16 protein-coding genes are annotated in these 15,169 nt (G+C 53.3%); 10 read left to right on the top strand and 6 right to left on the bottom strand.

The window, feature by feature from the left end; all coding sequences use genetic code 11:
* The first annotated feature begins 2 nt into the window (after positions 1-2).
* The 6 genes from paaH to paaY all read left to right on the top strand — a co-directional run bounded on the left by paaH (position 3) and on the right by paaY (position 6,015).
* Positions 3-1,424: a 3-hydroxyacyl-CoA dehydrogenase PaaH gene (gene paaH / locus PGS10_RS02770; RefSeq protein WP_316422408.1), complete on the top strand. Its 1,422-nt coding sequence runs from the start codon at positions 3-5 to the stop codon at positions 1,422-1,424.
* On the top strand, positions 1,414-1,836 hold the full coding sequence (paaI, locus tag PGS10_RS02765) for a hydroxyphenylacetyl-CoA thioesterase PaaI (protein WP_023279988.1): 423 nt from the start codon (positions 1,414-1,416) through the stop codon (positions 1,834-1,836). Before paaH ends, paaI begins: the two co-directional genes overlap by 11 nt.
* Positions 1,836-3,041, top strand: a complete 1,206-nt coding sequence (gene pcaF / locus PGS10_RS02760; RefSeq protein ID WP_025713681.1) for a 3-oxoadipyl-CoA thiolase — start codon at positions 1,836-1,838, stop codon at positions 3,039-3,041. The genes paaI and pcaF overlap by 1 nt, the downstream gene beginning before the upstream one ends.
* Positions 3,042-3,067: 26 nt before the next feature.
* Positions 3,068-4,384 carry a phenylacetate--CoA ligase PaaK gene (paaK, locus tag PGS10_RS02755; RefSeq protein ID WP_316422405.1) on the top strand — a complete coding sequence of 439 codons (1,317 nt, stop codon included), beginning with the start codon at positions 3,068-3,070 and terminating at the stop codon, positions 4,382-4,384.
* Between the two features lie 98 nt (positions 4,385-4,482).
* The gene (gene paaX / locus PGS10_RS02750) at positions 4,483-5,409 is read left to right on the top strand and encodes a phenylacetic acid degradation operon negative regulatory protein PaaX (RefSeq protein WP_026612287.1); all 927 of its coding nucleotides are present in this window, start codon (positions 4,483-4,485) and stop codon (positions 5,407-5,409) included.
* 9 nt (positions 5,410-5,418) lie between these two features.
* On the top strand, positions 5,419-6,015 hold the full coding sequence (gene paaY, locus PGS10_RS02745) for a phenylacetic acid degradation protein PaaY (RefSeq protein ID WP_047048885.1): 597 nt from the start codon (positions 5,419-5,421) through the stop codon (positions 6,013-6,015).
* Between the two features lie 82 nt (positions 6,016-6,097).
* Here the strand turns inward: paaY and PGS10_RS02740 are convergent, their stop codons facing one another.
* The 6 genes from PGS10_RS02740 to PGS10_RS02715 are packed head-to-tail and all read right to left on the bottom strand — an operon-like array spanning position 6,098 to position 11,603.
* Positions 6,098-6,565, bottom strand: a complete 468-nt coding sequence (locus PGS10_RS02740) for an HTH domain-containing protein (RefSeq protein WP_047048882.1) — start codon at positions 6,563-6,565, stop codon at positions 6,098-6,100.
* A 46-nt stretch (positions 6,566-6,611) separates the two neighbouring features.
* Complete coding sequence (locus tag PGS10_RS02735) at positions 6,612-7,550, bottom strand: HpcH/HpaI aldolase/citrate lyase family protein (RefSeq protein WP_063416082.1); 939 nt, start codon at positions 7,548-7,550, stop codon at positions 6,612-6,614.
* A complete protein-coding gene (locus tag PGS10_RS02730) occupies positions 7,550-8,623 on the bottom strand; it encodes a cysteine protease StiP family protein (RefSeq protein ID WP_315710702.1) in 1,074 nt (357 codons plus the stop codon). Before PGS10_RS02730 ends, PGS10_RS02735 begins: the two co-directional genes overlap by 1 nt.
* A 1-nt stretch (position 8,624) precedes the next feature.
* Positions 8,625-9,398 (bottom strand): hypothetical protein, encoded by a 774-nt coding sequence (locus PGS10_RS02725; RefSeq protein WP_045393878.1) that lies wholly within the window; start codon positions 9,396-9,398, stop codon positions 8,625-8,627.
* A complete protein-coding gene (locus tag PGS10_RS02720) occupies positions 9,391-10,521 on the bottom strand; it encodes a phosphoribosyltransferase domain-containing protein (RefSeq protein WP_316422403.1) in 1,131 nt (376 codons plus the stop codon). Before PGS10_RS02720 ends, PGS10_RS02725 begins: the two co-directional genes overlap by 8 nt.
* On the bottom strand, positions 10,518-11,603 hold the full coding sequence (locus tag PGS10_RS02715; protein WP_316422402.1) for an ATP-grasp domain-containing protein: 1,086 nt from the start codon (positions 11,601-11,603) through the stop codon (positions 10,518-10,520). The genes PGS10_RS02720 and PGS10_RS02715 overlap by 4 nt, the downstream gene beginning before the upstream one ends.
* 284 nt (positions 11,604-11,887) lie before the next feature.
* Here PGS10_RS02715 and PGS10_RS02710 point away from each other — a divergent pair, with 284 nt between their 5' ends.
* From PGS10_RS02710 to PGS10_RS02695, 4 genes are read left to right on the top strand one after another with little or no spacing between them, the layout of a single operon-like run.
* The gene (locus PGS10_RS02710) at positions 11,888-12,478 is read left to right on the top strand and encodes a TerD family protein (protein ID WP_316422400.1); all 591 of its coding nucleotides are present in this window, start codon (positions 11,888-11,890) and stop codon (positions 12,476-12,478) included.
* Positions 12,478-13,617: a TerD family protein gene (locus PGS10_RS02705; protein ID WP_316422398.1), complete on the top strand. Its 1,140-nt coding sequence runs from the start codon at positions 12,478-12,480 to the stop codon at positions 13,615-13,617. Before PGS10_RS02710 ends, PGS10_RS02705 begins: the two co-directional genes overlap by 1 nt.
* 21 nt (positions 13,618-13,638) lie before the next feature.
* Positions 13,639-14,094, top strand: coding sequence for a tellurite resistance TerB family protein (locus PGS10_RS02700; protein WP_316422397.1), 456 nt, complete (start codon positions 13,639-13,641; stop codon positions 14,092-14,094).
* 22 nt (positions 14,095-14,116) lie between these two features.
* Positions 14,117-15,157, top strand: a complete 1,041-nt coding sequence (locus PGS10_RS02695; RefSeq protein WP_316422396.1) for a TerC/Alx family metal homeostasis membrane protein — start codon at positions 14,117-14,119, stop codon at positions 15,155-15,157.
* Positions 15,158-15,169: the final 12 nt, after the last annotated feature.

Here is a 15,169-nt window from a genome sequence, read left to right as displayed (position 1 = left end):
CCATGACAACATCCTTATCCACGGTGGCAGTGATCGGCAGCGGCACCATGGGAGCTGGTATTGCTGAAGTGGCCGCCGCAGCCGGACATCCGGTGCGTATTTTTGATATTAACCCTAAGGCCGTAGGCCAGGCGATAGAGGGTATCGCCGGGCGTCTGGCGTCGCGCGTTGCGCGGGGCAAACTGGCCCCTGAGCAGGCCGACGAACTGCTGGCGCGCCTGCATCCGGCCCACGATTTAGCCGCGCTTGCCGATGCAGATTTAGTGATCGAAGCGGCCTCTGAACGTCTGGAAGTAAAAAAGGCGCTGTTCGCGCAGTTGGCGGAGATCTGCGCGCCGTCAACGCTGTTGACCAGTAATACCTCGTCTATTTCGATTACCGCCATCGCCGCCGGGGTCAAAAACCCGGAGCGGGTGGCCGGGCTGCACTTTTTTAATCCGGCGCCGGTGATGAAGCTGGTCGAGGTGGTGAGTGGCCTGGAGACTTCTGCGGAGGTGGTAGAGCAGCTGTGCCAGTGCGTAAGCGGCTGGGGGAAACAGCCGGTGCACTGCCGCTCAACGCCCGGTTTTATCGTTAACCGCGTAGCGCGTCCGTTCTACGCCGAGGCCTGGCGCGCGCTGGAAGAGCAGGTTGCCGCCCCTGAGGTTATCGATGCCGCTTTGCGTGACGGCGGCGGTTTTCCGATGGGACCGCTGGCGTTGACTGACCTGATTGGCCAGGACGTCAACTTCGCCGTGACCTGTTCGGTGTTTAACGCCTTCTGGCAGGACCGCCGTTACTTGCCGTCACTCCTCCAGCAAGAGCTGGCGCTGGCCGGGCGGCTGGGTAAAAAGAGCGGTCACGGCGTCTATCGCTGGCCCATGGAGACGCAGCCGGACGCGGCGCTGCCGTCGGTATCTACTGGCGCTCAATCCATTACGGATGTAAGTGACAACGTCACTGAATTGGATGAGCTCTTGTTGCTGGAGACCGAAGGCGAGACGGCGCTGGCGCTAAGCGTTAAGCATCACCGCCCGGTGGTGGTATATGACCTGTGCGCCAGCAATACGGTGGTGCTGGCCGCAGCGGCGACCAACGCGCCAGCGGCCACTGATAAGGCCGTGCATTACTTCCAACAGCAGGGCAAGAAAGTGCTACGTATCGCCGATTATCCCGGACTGCTGGTGTGGCGCACGGTGGCGATGCTAATCAACGAAGCGTTGGATGCGGTGCAAAAAGGGGTCGCCAGCGCGCAAGACATCGATACCGCCATGCGCCTTGGCGTCAACTATCCGCAAGGCCCGCTGGCGTGGGGAGAACGCCTTGGCTGGCGGCGGGTGCTGCAACTGCTGGAGAACCTGCAACACCATTATGGCGAGGAGCGCTATCGCCCCTGTTCCCTGTTGCGCCAGAAGGCGCTGATGGAGAAGCACCATGAGCAATGATCCGTGGCGCAACGCGCGCGTGATGTACGAAAAAGATACCTGCGCCAGAAAGATGGGGATCGAACTTATCGAAATGGACGACGGCTTTGCGCAGATGAGCATGACCGTCTCGGCGGACATGCTTAACGGCCATCAAACCTGCCACGGCGGTCAGCTATTTACGCTTGCCGATACCGCTTTCGCTTACGCCTGTAACAGCCAGGGGCTGGCGGCGGTGGCCTCGGCGGCGAGCATTGATTTTCTTCGTCCGGCGTTTGCCGGCGACAGGCTGGTCGCTACCGCCAGGGTCAAACAGCAGGGCAAGCTGACCGGCGTCTACGACATCGAAATTGTTAATCAACAGCAAAAGATTGTGGCCCTGTTTCGCGGCAAATCGCACCGCATCGGCGGCACAATCACGGGAGAAGTGTAATGCGCGACGCCTTTATTTGTGACGGGATCCGCACGCCGATTGGCCGCTACGGCGGAGCGCTGGCCGGCGTCCGCGCCGACGATCTAGCGGCGATCCCGCTGCGTGAGCTGCTGAGCCGCAATCCCGGGCTCGACCCGGCAGCGATTGATGATGTGATTTTCGGCTGTGCTAACCAGGCCGGTGAAGATAACCGCAACGTAGCGCATATGGCGACGTTGTTGGCCGGTTATCCGCATACCGTGCCGGGCACCACGATTAACCGCTTGTGCGGATCGGGTCTGGATGCAATCGGTTTTGCCGCCAGGGCGATCAAAGCCGGCGATGCCGATCTGTTGATTGCCGGCGGCGTGGAATCGATGTCGCGCGCGCCGTTCGTGATGGGAAAAGCCAGCGCGCCTTATCAGCGTCAGGCGGAACTCTTCGATACCACGATTGGCTGGCGTTTTGTGAACCCGCTCATGGCGCAACAATTCGGAACTGACAGCATGCCGGAAACGGCAGAGAATGTAGCTGAATTGTTAAATATCAGCCGGGCCGACCAGGACGCTTTCGCCTGGCGCAGCCAGCAGCGCACGGCGCAGGCCCAGCGCGATGGCATTCTGGCGCAGGAAATCGTGCCGGTGCAGATCATCGGCAAGAAAGGCGCGGTCAGCGCGGTACGCGATGATGAGCATCCCCGCCCGGAAACTACGCTTGAGCAACTCGCGCTATTAAAAGCGCCGTTCCGTAAAGGCGGAGTCATTACGGCCGGGAATGCATCCGGCGTTAACGATGGCGCAGCGGCGCTGATTATCGCCAGTGAACAGCAGGCCAGCGTACAGGGACTCACGCCGCGCGCGCGTATCGTGGCGATGGCGACGGCGGGTGTTGAGCCGCGCCTGATGGGTTTGGGGCCGGTACCGGCGGTGCGTAAAGTGCTGGAGCGCGCCGGACTCAATATTAACGATATGGATCTGATAGAGCTGAATGAGGCCTTCGCCGCGCAGGCGCTGGGGGTGCTCAGACAACTCGGCGTGCCGGATGATGCGGCGCACGTGAATCCCAACGGCGGCGCCATCGCGTTAGGTCATCCGCTGGGCATGAGCGGCGCGCGGCTGGCGCTGAGCGCCAGCCTTGAGCTGCAACGCCGGGGCGGGCGCTATGCGCTGTGTACGATGTGTATTGGCGTGGGTCAGGGCATTGCCATGATCCTTGAGCGAGTGTGAGCTAATTTACCTGCGAGTACCCTACAATGATAACTACTACAAAATTAGATCCGATTGAAACCGCATCGCGTGACGAACTGCAGGCCCTGCAAACCCAGCGCCTGAAATGGACGCTGAAGCATGCGTATGAAAATGTGCCGATGTATCGCCGCAAATTCGACGCAGCAGGCGTGCACCCTGACGACTTCCGGGAATTAAACGATCTGAAAAAATTCCCCTGTACTACCAAACAAGATCTGCGCGACAACTATCCGTTCGATACCTTCGCGGTGCCGATGGAGCAGGTGGTGCGCATTCACGCCTCATCCGGCACCACCGGCAAACCGACGGTGGTGGGTTATACGCAAAACGATATTGATAACTGGGCCAATATTGTCGCCCGTTCGCTGCGTGCGGCCGGTGGTTCAGCGAAAGACAAAATTCACGTCGCCTACGGCTACGGCCTGTTTACCGGCGGCCTTGGCGCGCACTACGGCGCGGAACGTTTAGGCGCGACGGTGATCCCGATGTCCGGCGGTCAGACCGAGAAACAGGCGCAGTTAATCCGCGATTTTCAGCCGGATTTGATCATGGTGACGCCGTCCTACTGCCTGAATCTGATTGAAGAGCTGGAACGCCAGATGGGCGGCGATGCCCGCGGTTGTTCATTGCGGGTCGGCGTGTTTGGCGCCGAGCCGTGGACGCTGGCGATGCGCGCGGAAATCGAGCGCCGCCTGGGGATCACCGCGCTGGATATTTACGGTTTGTCGGAAGTCATGGGTCCGGGCGTAGCGATGGAGTGTCTGGAAACCGTTGACGGCCCGACCATCTGGGAAGACCACTTCTTCCCGGAAATCGTCAACCCGGACGACGGTACGCCGCTGGAAGATGGCGAGCATGGCGAACTGCTGTTTACCACCTTGACCAAAGAAGCGCTGCCGGTGATCCGCTATCGTACCCGCGACCTGACGCGCCTGCTGCCGGGAACCGCGCGGACCATGCGCCGCATGGATCGCATCAGTGGACGCAGCGACGATATGTTGATTATCCGCGGAGTTAACGTCTTCCCCTCGCAGCTGGAAGAGGAGATCCTCAAGTTTGAACACCTGGCGCCGCACTATCAGTTAGAGGTGAATCGCCGCGGTCATCTTGATTCGCTGGCGGTACGCGTTGAGCTGAAAGAGAGTGGGCTGGCGCTGAGTCATGAACAACGCTGCCAGATTTGCCATCAGTTGCGTCACCGTATTAAGTCAATGGTCGGGATTTCTACCGATATTACTATCGTCAACTGCGGCAGCATTCCTCGCTCTGAAGGAAAAGCTTGCCGGGTATTCGATCTGCGTAAAGCGGTGGTTAGCGGTTAAATCTCTCCCGGTAACCCGGCTGAGGCCTTTACGCCGTAAGCCGGGAATTTCCTGTGCTATGATTCATAAAGGAAAAATATAACAACAGAATGAATCAGATGAGTAAACTCGACGCCTTTATTCAACAAGCTGTAACGGCGATGCCGATTAGCGGTACCTCCTTGATTGCCTCGCTGTATGGCGACGCCTTATTACAACGCGGTGGGGAAGTGTGGTTGGGTAGCGTCGCGGCGCTGCTGGAAGGATTAGGTTTCGGCGAGCGCTTTGTACGCACCGCGCTATTTCGCCTCAATAAAGAAGAGTGGCTCGACGTCGTCCGTATCGGCCGGCGCAGCTTTTATCGCCTGAGCGATAAAGGACTACGTCTGACCCGGCGCGCGGAACATAAAATTTATCGGGCGAACGCTCCCGAATGGGACGGAACCTGGCTGCTGCTACTGTCGGAAGGATTAGAAAAAACGGTTCTGGCGGAAGTCAAAAAGCAACTGCTATGGCAGGGATTTGGCGCGTTGGCGCCAAGTCTGCTGGCCTCGCCCTCGCAAAAGCTGGCCGATGTCCAATCGCTGCTACATGAAGCGGGCGTCGCCGAAAACGTCATCTGTTTTGAAGCCCATTCGCCGCTGGCGCTCTCAAGGGCGGCGCTGCGTGACCGCGTAGAAGAGTGCTGGCATCTCACCGAACAAAATGAGATGTACGAGGCGTTTATCGCATTGTTCCGACCGTTACTGCCGCTGCTGCGCGACAGCGAACCGTCAGAGCTGACGCCGGAGCGCTGTTTCCAGATCCAACTGCTGCTTATCCATTTCTATCGCCGGGTGGTATTAAAAGACCCGCTGCTGCCGGAAGAGCTCCTGCCTGCGCACTGGGCCGGGCAAACCGCGCGGCAGCTGTGTATCAATATTTATCAGCGCGTGACGCCCGGCGCGCTGGCCTTTGTCGGCGAAAAAGGCGAAAGCTCGGTTGGCGAGCTTCCCGCGCCGGGGCCGCTTTATTTTCAACGCTTTGGCGGTTTGCCGGGCGTCTAAGGAGGTTGCATGCCGATTTATCAGATTGATGGGCTGACGCCAGTGGTGCCGGACGAGAGCTATGTTCATCCGACGGCGGTGCTGATTGGCGACGTGATCCTGGGAAAAGGGGTCTATGTTGGGCCAAATGCCAGCCTGCGCGGCGATTTTGGCCGTATTGTAGTAAAAGACGGAGCCAATATTCAGGATAACTGCGTCATGCACGGCTTCCCCGGCCAGGATACGGTGGTGGAAGAGGACGGTCACATCGGCCACGGCGCAATTCTGCACGGCTGCGTGATTGGTCGCAACGCGCTGGTGGGGATGAGCGCGGTAATTATCGACGGGGCGGTAATTGGCGAAAACAGTATTGTCGGCGCATCGGCCTTCGTAAAAGCGAAAGCGGAAATGCCCGCCAATCATTTAATTATCGGCAGTCCGGCGAAAGCGATTCGTACGCTGAGCGAGCAGGAACTGGAGTGGAAAAAACACGGTACCCGTGAATACCAGGTGCTGGTGGAACGCTGTAAGCAGTCGCTGCATCAGGTGGAGCCATTAAAAGAGATAGAGGCCGGGCGTAAGCGTCTGGAATTTGATGAAAACCTGCGGCCAAAATCGGCGAGCTGAATGTGACTATTGTTTTTATTATAGCGTGACCGCTCCGGTACAGGTTTGTTGCCGCCCGGACACGGGGCGGCGAACGTCATAATCAGCGCTTCTGCTTGTAAAAGGAATCAATTAATTCATCAATAAACTTCTGCGCCAGCATCTCTACAGCGCCGCTACGGGTAAGCATCGCCAGGCAGGCCAGGCGGTCCAGTTTACGTAGCACTGAGCGTTTAACCGACAGCGAAATAGCCTTTTTTTGATCCTTATTCAATACCACTTTACCTGATGGCATCGGCATTTTCAGGCCGCTATTGACACGGATCGCTTCTGCCATTCGCTCCATCATATCCTTAGTCAAGGAGCCACTGGCGACAAGTTGATAGGTATGGGCGGCTTTACTATATTTTATTTCCGCCTCATAGGTGTCCCGCAACGTTTTCAACGTTCTTGATAACGTTGGATCCGAACAATCCAGCTTTTCCAGCAGTTCCGCTGAGGATACCGGTTGCCCGTTGCCGAGAATAAGCGCCAGTTTAAAAATGCGCTCTTGTTTACTATTTAATCTCATCCTGAGACCATCGCATTATCCATAGTGGGTATGTTGATTAATTTATCTAACCCTGGGCTAAAGCATCAGGGGCGAAATCACTAACAATGCCGTAATAGGCTGCTCTGGCCAGAATTGCCGCTGCCCAGTTGCGATGGGTGGCCGGTTCGCACATTGTTCCCTGAGATTTAAACACTGCCTGGCTGGAGTTAAGGATCCGTAGCGCATCAGCGTGTTCGCCGGGCGTGACCATTAGCGCACGCTCAATAGTCAGTAACTGATTGGGATGGATGGCTGTTTTTCCGACCAGGCCGTGGGCCATATCCAGTTGCAATTCCCGCTCCATGATCTCCTGGCTGTCGATATGTTCGCAGACCGGTGCTGTCAGGGCAAAATGATAGGGAGAGAAAACGGATACCAGCATTTTGATAACGTATCCCATTGGCCCGTCATACAGCGTCAGATTACGCGAACGACGAAGCGAAATAACATTCATGAGATCGTTACCACCGATACGCAAGGCAATTATCCTGGCCCGACATGGATGGGCGCTGAGCTCTCCGGCAAGCTGGCGCATTTTCTCGCAATCAAACACCTCTTCGGTTTCCAGCGTTGGCATTATGCTCAAAGGCGTGCTGCCGATCGCGCGCCACCAGCCAGCCAATGAATGATGCGTAAATTTGGGAATGACCAGACCGTCAATGGCCGTTAAATCAAAGTTCTCAATTAGCAGTTTCGCCATGGATAGATGTCGTGGGCGAATAAATACCAGCGGCCAGTAATGATGCTCTTGCGTTGCTTTGGCACGGGCTAGCTGTATACAGAGGTTTTTGAGGTTTACCAGAGCATGTTTGATATCGCTTTCGTTAACCGAATCTTCAAGACAGATCACTAATGAGCGTAGCCCTTTAATTTTGCCGTCAATAATAGTGGAGGCAATATCGTGGCGAGTGGCGGGCATGTATAGGGTCGCTCCCAGATTCCATGCCGAGAGACGTGTTTTCATTAAAATACCTTCTTAATAATAGTGACGGCGCGGTATTGGCCAATTTCATCGCCAACTTCGCTTATATGAATACCTTTATCGCGGGCTAACGCCATCAGTAGCGCAACATCCGGATCGTTAATGGCGCGCACCAGAACATGATCGGGTACCCTGCGAAGCACCGCGCGCGTTGCTTCTGCGATGCCTGGTTTGATGCGGTTAAGATTGTCGACGGCATATCGTTCAGCGAGATGAAGCACTACCGCTTCGCTTTTGCGTCGAAGTCTGGCTTTCTGCGCTAAATCGGGTTTAATCTGCGCGGCAGAAACTAGCGTCTGTCGATAATTATCAACGGTATCAACTAGTAGTTGGCCGCATTCAAAATCAGCTAAATGATTGCATTGCACACAACCGTGAAAGCCGACCAGTGACCATAGTGAGCGAGAAATCAGACCCGATACCGGCGCCCCCATGATACCGAAGGGGATTAACCAGTCATCGTCAGACGCGGACAACCATGCGCAGCCGCAGGGGTCGGCTAACACCACCAGCTTTGGTTCGGCAGGGTAGCCTTTTCGGCCGTGAAGCGAACGCTGCAGCTGCGAGCGAATGGCGCCTTTACCGGTCCATCCGTCGACAAATACGATACCTTGCGTACCGTGACGATTTTCAATCCATTCAAGTGCGGCGCTATCAATACCGCGATCGCGAATAATGCTGATACCGTAGTGGAAGGACGTTTTACCCGCGTCGCGCAGCGCCCGCTGTAGCATCACCCCCAGCGGGACACCCGCACGCACCAAACTCACCAGGATGATAGGCGTATTGTTGAACTGCGCGATGAGCGTGTGACTGAGCTGCTGCACTTCGTTAGCCATACGTGGCGTTTCGCGCTGTAGGGCTTTGGCAAAAAGATTAAGATGCCACTGACTTGGCGCGGGCTCCTGGCTTAGCAAGTCGGAATAATGCGCTTTACCCGATTGAATCAAAGCCTCTTTTTCATCAACCGACGTCATGGCGATATTCACAGGATTGAGCAAAAAGCGGACGTCATTTTGCGCAAAAGCGCCGGAAAAGTGATGGAGCTTGTGCATATTAAGAACCTGCGAAAATGTGGTGATTGATAGCTGTGGCAAACTGGCTCTGCTGGGGGACGGCAAACCAATGGCAAAGTTGCAAAAAGCGATGGTCGCTAAGACTGTCGCCAAACCCGAGCACCGGGAACGTACCGCGCTGGGCCTGCAATTTATTTATTAGCCAACCGACGGCCAGCCCTTTATCGACAGGCTCCGGTATCCAGGCAACGTTATTGCCGTTGCGGTGAAGATAAAACCCCTGCAGCGTGAAACGCTGCGTCAGCCAGTCGGCAAAAGCGTAGAGCTCGGCGATTCTGGTGCTGTCGCGATGTTTCATCACCAGGTAAACGGGCACGTCGTCATACTCTTCGTTGATGCGCGCCCAGCCGTCGATACCTTGAATAGCCATCTGGGTAGTTATGTCGTGTTGCATGGCTTTAAGTCTGTCAGCATAGGGCGCCAGGATAGCCACCATATGATGTTGCCACTCGGTATCCGGTAGCCCTTCAGGCGTCATGATGACTGCGCCGTGGGTGGTTATAGCCCATGAGCGAAATGGGATTTGCACCCGCGTCAACTCTTCGCTCCCTCTGGCGGTGACGGGGATCAGTTCGGCGTGTTCAAGCAACCAATCGACGAACATGGCCTGAGCTTCGTTCATATAGCTGCGCGGACGCATTTCCCTGTCCAGCGCGGCGCAACGAAAGGGGGCCGCAGAAAGTTCATTGACCATTTTTCGTCTGGTCTGAAATAGCGTATCGTCGAGATCGGAAAATACTACTGGCTTATTCATAAGATAAAATCTCCAGTCGCGAACAAAGCGACTCCAGCGCGTGGGCCAGGTGGGGATCAACGCTTTTCGTAGGGGTCTCTATACATAAAATAATGCGATCGAAACGCTGGTGGGCGACGTTGTAGACAAAGTTTGGGATGCCCAGCCCGTAATTATCGTTAAATGACAACAGCGATTGGATCGCCATGCCAGGCGCAATCGGCGAGCGACTGGTCGCGCTGAACTTAACAGTGGCGCCTTGTTGCTCAAGGCGTTCGGCCAGCAAAAATGGTTCCCAGACAAACTCACCGCTGCCCAATACCAGGATAGTCTCTCCTGTGGTTGCGTTGATCTCGATGCCAAGGTCTGCCGCGGGACGTATCATTCCCAGACGCCCCCACGTCTGGCGCCGGGAAAGAGCATACTCCCCACGCGAGGTGATATTGACGGCAGGCATGTCGGGAGGCGTAGCGTTGGACAGCGGATGCCATTCCCAACGTCCTTTAACTAACGCGATCTGGCTCACCGGCAGGTTACAACGCCTGGCGAAGGCATCGCCGCTCCAGTCGGTAAGCGTCACGGAGACAGCACTTTGCAAATGTGTCAGGTGCGGGTGTAACGCGGACACGAGATTGATGAAGGTATTGCCGGTCGTGGCTTCATCGTCGATGAGCACCAGAGTTTTAGCTTCCAGCACCCGTCGGCGCATCTCTCGAGCGTGGGGGAGATAAATCAAATGGTCCGTGGCATGGCTGTGCGCTTCTTTAAATTCGCACAGTAGTTCCGCCTCTTGCGGATGACGCGTAGAGGTGAGATAGATTGCCCGGTCAACGCGTTTGCGGAGTTCGTCAAACACGCCAGCGCCGAGACCAACGGCAGTCTCAGCCATCCCGACGAACAACACCGGACCGGCGAGGTCTGCGGGGAAACTTACGGCAAGCCGCTGGTAAACTGCGCGCATGGTTGCGGGCGAAACAGGAATATGCCGACCTAAAACATGGCTGACAAAGAGAAACGCCCTTTTAGGGTTGCGCCGTTCAGCGATGTCGAACAGCGCATGAAGTTCGTTTTCCTCGCCGTGGTGAAACACGCGTAATTCGCCACTTGAGAGCTGACGGAGGTAGCAGTTTTCGTTTTTCATCATTTCACCTCCGCATTATGCGAAGGCGCAAGCGCATTATTGAGTTGCTGAGGATATTGACAGCTCTCTGTCATGACTCTGATGGTTGCAGGGGTGAATTGATGCGCTACGCGCTGCACAATGTCATCCGCCGTCAGTAAACCCAGCCGCTGCGCGGCGAACAACCCGGGCAAATTCACGCCGCTGTGGCGGGTATACCCAATACCACCGGAGGGGCGTAGATTAATCTCCAGTAAAAGCGGTTTGCCCTCTGTATTGTGACGAGTCTGTACGTTTACCATACCATCAGCATGCAGTGATTCGGCGCAGGCGCAGGCAAGTTCGATCGCCGCTCCTTTATTTTCCAGATACTGCAATGCACCTTCTTTTCGCCTGCCAATGGCTGTCAGTACTTTGCCATGACTAAGCAGCATGTCGACAGAGTATTCTGGACCTGGAAGCCGGGGCATGAGTACCAGTGGAGTAAACGTCTCACTGGTCTTAACGGCTTCAATATATTGTTCCGGGCGGATACGTCGCTGTTCCGGATGATTAATAATACCTGTAGAAAGCGCGTGCTCATCAAATAGCCAAAACCCCGCGCCATAAATGCCGGTAACGGGTTTCACACATAGGCGGCTGCCGGGGAAAGGCGAAGCTTTGAGTAGATATTCCAGCGTGTTGGCATCATTGACTCGTATGGATGGCACCACGGGAAGCCCACATGCTTGCATGGCTTTCGCAAAGTTAACTTTGTCATCGGCAATTTCAAATGTGGACACCTGGCAGGCGCCCGTGGTGAGAGTCACGCCCAGCGCTTCAATCTGCCGTCGGTGCTGTTCGTACCAGCGGCACGCTTTGCCAACCTGAATTGCGGCAATGCCATACTCTTTTACTATTGATGAAATAAATGGCATCCGTGAATTGATGTCGGTGGGTTCACTTAATGAAAAATGTGCCGTTGATAATATTTCATGTCGGGGTTGACTGTGTGAGGCGTAGGTGGTTATAGGATGTTCGTTATTATTGATTGTGAAGCCATTAATGCCGAAAATGATATCGCGTTGGGAGGATAGTCCCTCCATAATCCATATTTTTCTTTCCATTGATATTATTTCCACGCGTCCAGCGTTAAATTTAACTGGAGTCTAAAAGCGCTATGTTGGCATGTCAATCATAATATGAGGCGCTTTTTTTGTTTTCGGAATGATTATTTATGAAATGAATGTATTCATATCTCCGTAATGATTTTTAAAATGATTTATCATCGGCGAGTTTTTCTTTTTCTTAATTTTCTAAATTGCCTTGTGTCAGTTCTTTATCATGATATGATTTTTTTGAGTCTTTAACGCATATTGATTTGCTAAATGTATTTAATAGGGAAGAATAAATGGTCTCACTTACTAAAAATCAGACAATATCATTAAGCAAAGTATCTCCGGCATTATCGCAGCTGACTTTTGGTCTGGGCTGGGATCCTCTGCGGGCAAAGAAAAAAGGGCTATTCGGCGGGTTGTTCTCCGGTGGCGCAGGTTCTATCGACCTTGATGCAAGCTGCATTCTATTGAATAAGAATGGCAACGTGCTGGATACCATTTGGTTTGGCCAGCTGAAATCTCGCTGTGGCGCTGTCGTGCATAGCGGCGATAACTTAACGGGAGAAGGTGACGGTGATGATGAAGTCATTCGCGTTAATCTGGAGAAACTTTCCGCTAACGTGGAATATCTGGCCTTTACCGTCAATAGTTTTCGCGGCCAAACGTTTAACGAAGTTGAGAATGCCAATTGCCGCGTGCTCGATCAAAATAATCAGGAATTGGCCCGCTATCAGCTAACCGAGCAAGGTTCTCATACCGGCATTATTATTGCTTCATTAAGCCGCCAGAACGGCAGTTGGGATTTTACCGCCCATGGTCAAGCAGCTCAGGGGCGCACCATCGACGATATGAAAAGTGACGTATTACGCATTGTGGTGCGCTAATGAAACTATTACCCGGAGGAAATAGCGCGGTTCCTGTTGCTAACCTTAGTATCAAAATAAGCGCGGGCAGTAGTATTGATGTGTCGTCATTTCGTCTCTATGCCAATAATAAGGTAAGAGGCGATGCGGATATGTGTTTTTACGGCCAGCCGCGAAATGATGATAATACCATTGAGCTGAGTACTAATAATACCGCTACTGTATTTCTGGTAGCATTAGGGCTGCTGCAGGCGGATGTCCAGAAAGTGGCCTTTACCGCAACCTGCGATAATAACAGGACTATCGGTGAATTAGGCCATTTGACGATCGCGGTGGAGCATAACGGTACTACGCTGATTGAGTGTCAGGTCGATGTTCACGGTCGAAATGAAGCAGCGCTGATACTGGGCGAACTTTATCGGCGTAATGGCGAGTGGAAGTTTCGCTTTGTCGCACAGGGATTTACTGGCGGCCTAAAACCGCTCGCTGAATACTATGGCGTTGATATTGCCGATGAAGCCTTGCCTCCTGCAGATGAACCCGTGAAAGTGAACCTCAGTAAGGTCACTTTGACTAAAGAGAAACCGGCAATCAGCCTCGCTAAACGTGACGATTATGGCGAGATACGCGTAAATCTGAATTGGCATCGCCAAAGCTCGGCTACAGGTTTATTTGGTTCATTATTAGGAGCAGGTGCCAGCAACGTTGATCTGGATCTGGGCGCTTTTGTCGAATTAAAAAATGGCGATTTAAGCGTAGTACAAGCACTGGGTAATGCATTTGGGCGATATCAACAACCTCCTTTTATTCAGCTTCAGGGTGACGATCGCACGGGGGCGGTTAACGATGGAGAATGGATCTGGATCAATGGTAGTGAATGGCAAAAAATTAAACAGATATTAATCTATGCCTTCATTTATGAGGGTGTCGCCAGCTGGGATAAAACTGATGGTGTTGTCACGCTACATGTTCCAGGGCAGCCGCCAATCGAAACCCGACTGACCGAAGGCAATAATCGTCGAACAATGTGCGCTATTGCTCGCTTAGTCAATGATAACGGCGCCATAAAAGTAGAGCGTATAAATCAATATTTCACCGGCCATAAAGAGATGGATCGCGCATTCGGCTGGGGATTCCGCTGGCGAGCCGGTTCTAAATAAAGAAAACCAAGTGAGGGAACGATGGGATTATTCAATAAAGTAAAATCGACATTGACCGCCAGCCGCGTAGAACTGGTCAAACAGGTTGGGCGTTTTAAAAATAAGAAATTCATGCAAGGAACTGTTGCGGTATGTGCTCGTATTGCCGTTTCCAGTGATGGTGTTAGCGCCGAAGAAAAACAGAAAATGATGGGTTTTCTGCGTTCGTCGGAAGAAATGAAAGTTTTTGATACTAACGAAGTAATCGACTTTTTTAATAAATTGGTATCCAGCTTCGATTTCGATATGGAAATCGGCAAAGGTGAAACCATGAAATATATTCTGGCCTTAAAGGATCAGCCAGAAGCGGCGCAATTGGCTGTGCGGGTAGGGATTGCGGTGGGTAAAAGCGATGGTAATTTCGACCCGGATGAACAGGCGGCAACCCGAGAAATAATCGCTGCGCTCGGTTTTAACGCTGAAGAGTTTGGTCTTTAACCACAGCACTTAAAGGTATTTCATGGTCTCCACTCATTTAGGTTTTCCCGTTGAAACGGTGAGCGTTTTTATTATTCTCGCCATTGGGGCGATCGTAATTGACCTCGTAATGCATCGTAACGATAGCGTCATATCGCTGAAAAGCGCGGCGTTATGGTCACTATTTTGGGTTGCGGTGGCGATGGTTTTTTCCGGGTTTCTACTGGTGCACCACGGCGCGGAAGTGGCTAGTTTATTTGTTACTGGTTACGCCTTAGAAAAAGTGCTTTCGGTCGATAATCTTTTCGTGATGATGGCTATCTTCTCCTGGTTTGGCATTCCGGAACGCTATCGCCACCGTGTCCTTTACTGGGGAGTGATCGGCGCGATTATTTTCCGCGCTATTTTTGTCGCCATTGGCACAGGACTATTAGCGCTGGGCCCGTATGTTGAAATAGTCTTTGCCTTAATTGTGCTTTGGACGGCCGTCATGATGTTAAAAAGCGGGGAGGAGAGCGATGAAATTGAAGATTACTCGCAGCATATCGCTTACCGTCTGGTAAAACGTGTATTCCCTATCTGGCCAAAATTGGTGGGGCATGCTTTTTTACTTACCGCGAAAGAGGTCGATCGTGAACGGGCGAAGCCGGAAAATAAAGATCTCATTATCAGCACCGGAAAGCGCGTCGCGTTATATGCAACGCCGCTGATGCTATGCGTGGCGGTAGTTGAACTCTCTGATGTGATGTTTGCTTTTGATTCCGTGCCGGCCATTATTGCAATAAGCCAGGAGCCGCTGATTGTCTATAGCGCGATGATGTTTGCCATCCTTGGCCTACGTACGCTTTATTTTGTATTGGAGGCACTCAAACATTATTTAGTGCATCTTGAAAAAGCGGTCATCGTATTGCTTTTCTTTATTGCCTTTAAGCTTGGTCTGAACGCCACCGATCATCTTTGGCACCATGGCTATAGTATTTCGGCGACCGCCAGTCTGTATGTCGTTCTACTGGTGCTTATTGTTGGTATTGTCGCCAGTTTTGTCTTTCAGGATAAAAACGAGGAACAGCCAGGGGAGCATTAATTCCTCGCGCTG

The sequence above is a fragment of the Klebsiella sp. 141153 genome, assembly GCF_032601995.1.
Classification (GTDB): Bacteria; Pseudomonadota; Gammaproteobacteria; order Enterobacterales; family Enterobacteriaceae; genus Klebsiella; species Klebsiella aerogenes.
This window is presented reverse-complemented; position numbering and strand designations above follow the sequence as displayed.

Excerpts from the sequence above, each read along its gene's own strand:
- PGS10_RS02725 (WP_045393878.1), bottom strand. The coding sequence starts at position 9,398 with ATGAATAAGCCAGTAGTATTTTCCGATCTCGACGATACGCTATTTCAG.
- PGS10_RS02735 (WP_063416082.1), bottom strand. The coding sequence starts at position 7,550 with ATGAAAACACGTCTCTCGGCATGGAATCTGGGAGCGACCCTATACATG.
- paaI (WP_023279988.1), top strand. The coding sequence starts at position 1,414 with ATGAGCAATGATCCGTGGCGCAACGCGCGCGTGATGTACGAAAAAGAT.
- PGS10_RS02720 (WP_316422403.1), bottom strand. The coding sequence starts at position 10,521 with ATGATGAAAAACGAAAACTGCTACCTCCGTCAGCTCTCAAGTGGCGAA.
- PGS10_RS02695 (WP_316422396.1), top strand. The coding sequence starts at position 14,117 with ATGGTCTCCACTCATTTAGGTTTTCCCGTTGAAACGGTGAGCGTTTTT.
- paaY (WP_047048885.1), top strand. The coding sequence starts at position 5,419 with ATGCCGATTTATCAGATTGATGGGCTGACGCCAGTGGTGCCGGACGAG.
- PGS10_RS02705 (WP_316422398.1), top strand. The coding sequence starts at position 12,478 with ATGAAACTATTACCCGGAGGAAATAGCGCGGTTCCTGTTGCTAACCTT.
- paaX (WP_026612287.1), top strand. The coding sequence starts at position 4,483 with ATGAGTAAACTCGACGCCTTTATTCAACAAGCTGTAACGGCGATGCCG.
- PGS10_RS02715 (WP_316422402.1), bottom strand. The coding sequence starts at position 11,603 with ATGGAAAGAAAAATATGGATTATGGAGGGACTATCCTCCCAACGCGAT.
- PGS10_RS02710 (WP_316422400.1), top strand. The coding sequence starts at position 11,888 with ATGGTCTCACTTACTAAAAATCAGACAATATCATTAAGCAAAGTATCT.
- PGS10_RS02700 (WP_316422397.1), top strand. The coding sequence starts at position 13,639 with ATGGGATTATTCAATAAAGTAAAATCGACATTGACCGCCAGCCGCGTA.
- PGS10_RS02730 (WP_315710702.1), bottom strand. The coding sequence starts at position 8,623 with ATGCACAAGCTCCATCACTTTTCCGGCGCTTTTGCGCAAAATGACGTC.
- PGS10_RS02740 (WP_047048882.1), bottom strand. The coding sequence starts at position 6,565 with ATGAGATTAAATAGTAAACAAGAGCGCATTTTTAAACTGGCGCTTATT.
- paaK (WP_316422405.1), top strand. The coding sequence starts at position 3,068 with ATGATAACTACTACAAAATTAGATCCGATTGAAACCGCATCGCGTGAC.
- pcaF (WP_025713681.1), top strand. The coding sequence starts at position 1,836 with ATGCGCGACGCCTTTATTTGTGACGGGATCCGCACGCCGATTGGCCGC.
- paaH (WP_316422408.1), top strand. The coding sequence starts at position 3 with ATGACAACATCCTTATCCACGGTGGCAGTGATCGGCAGCGGCACCATG.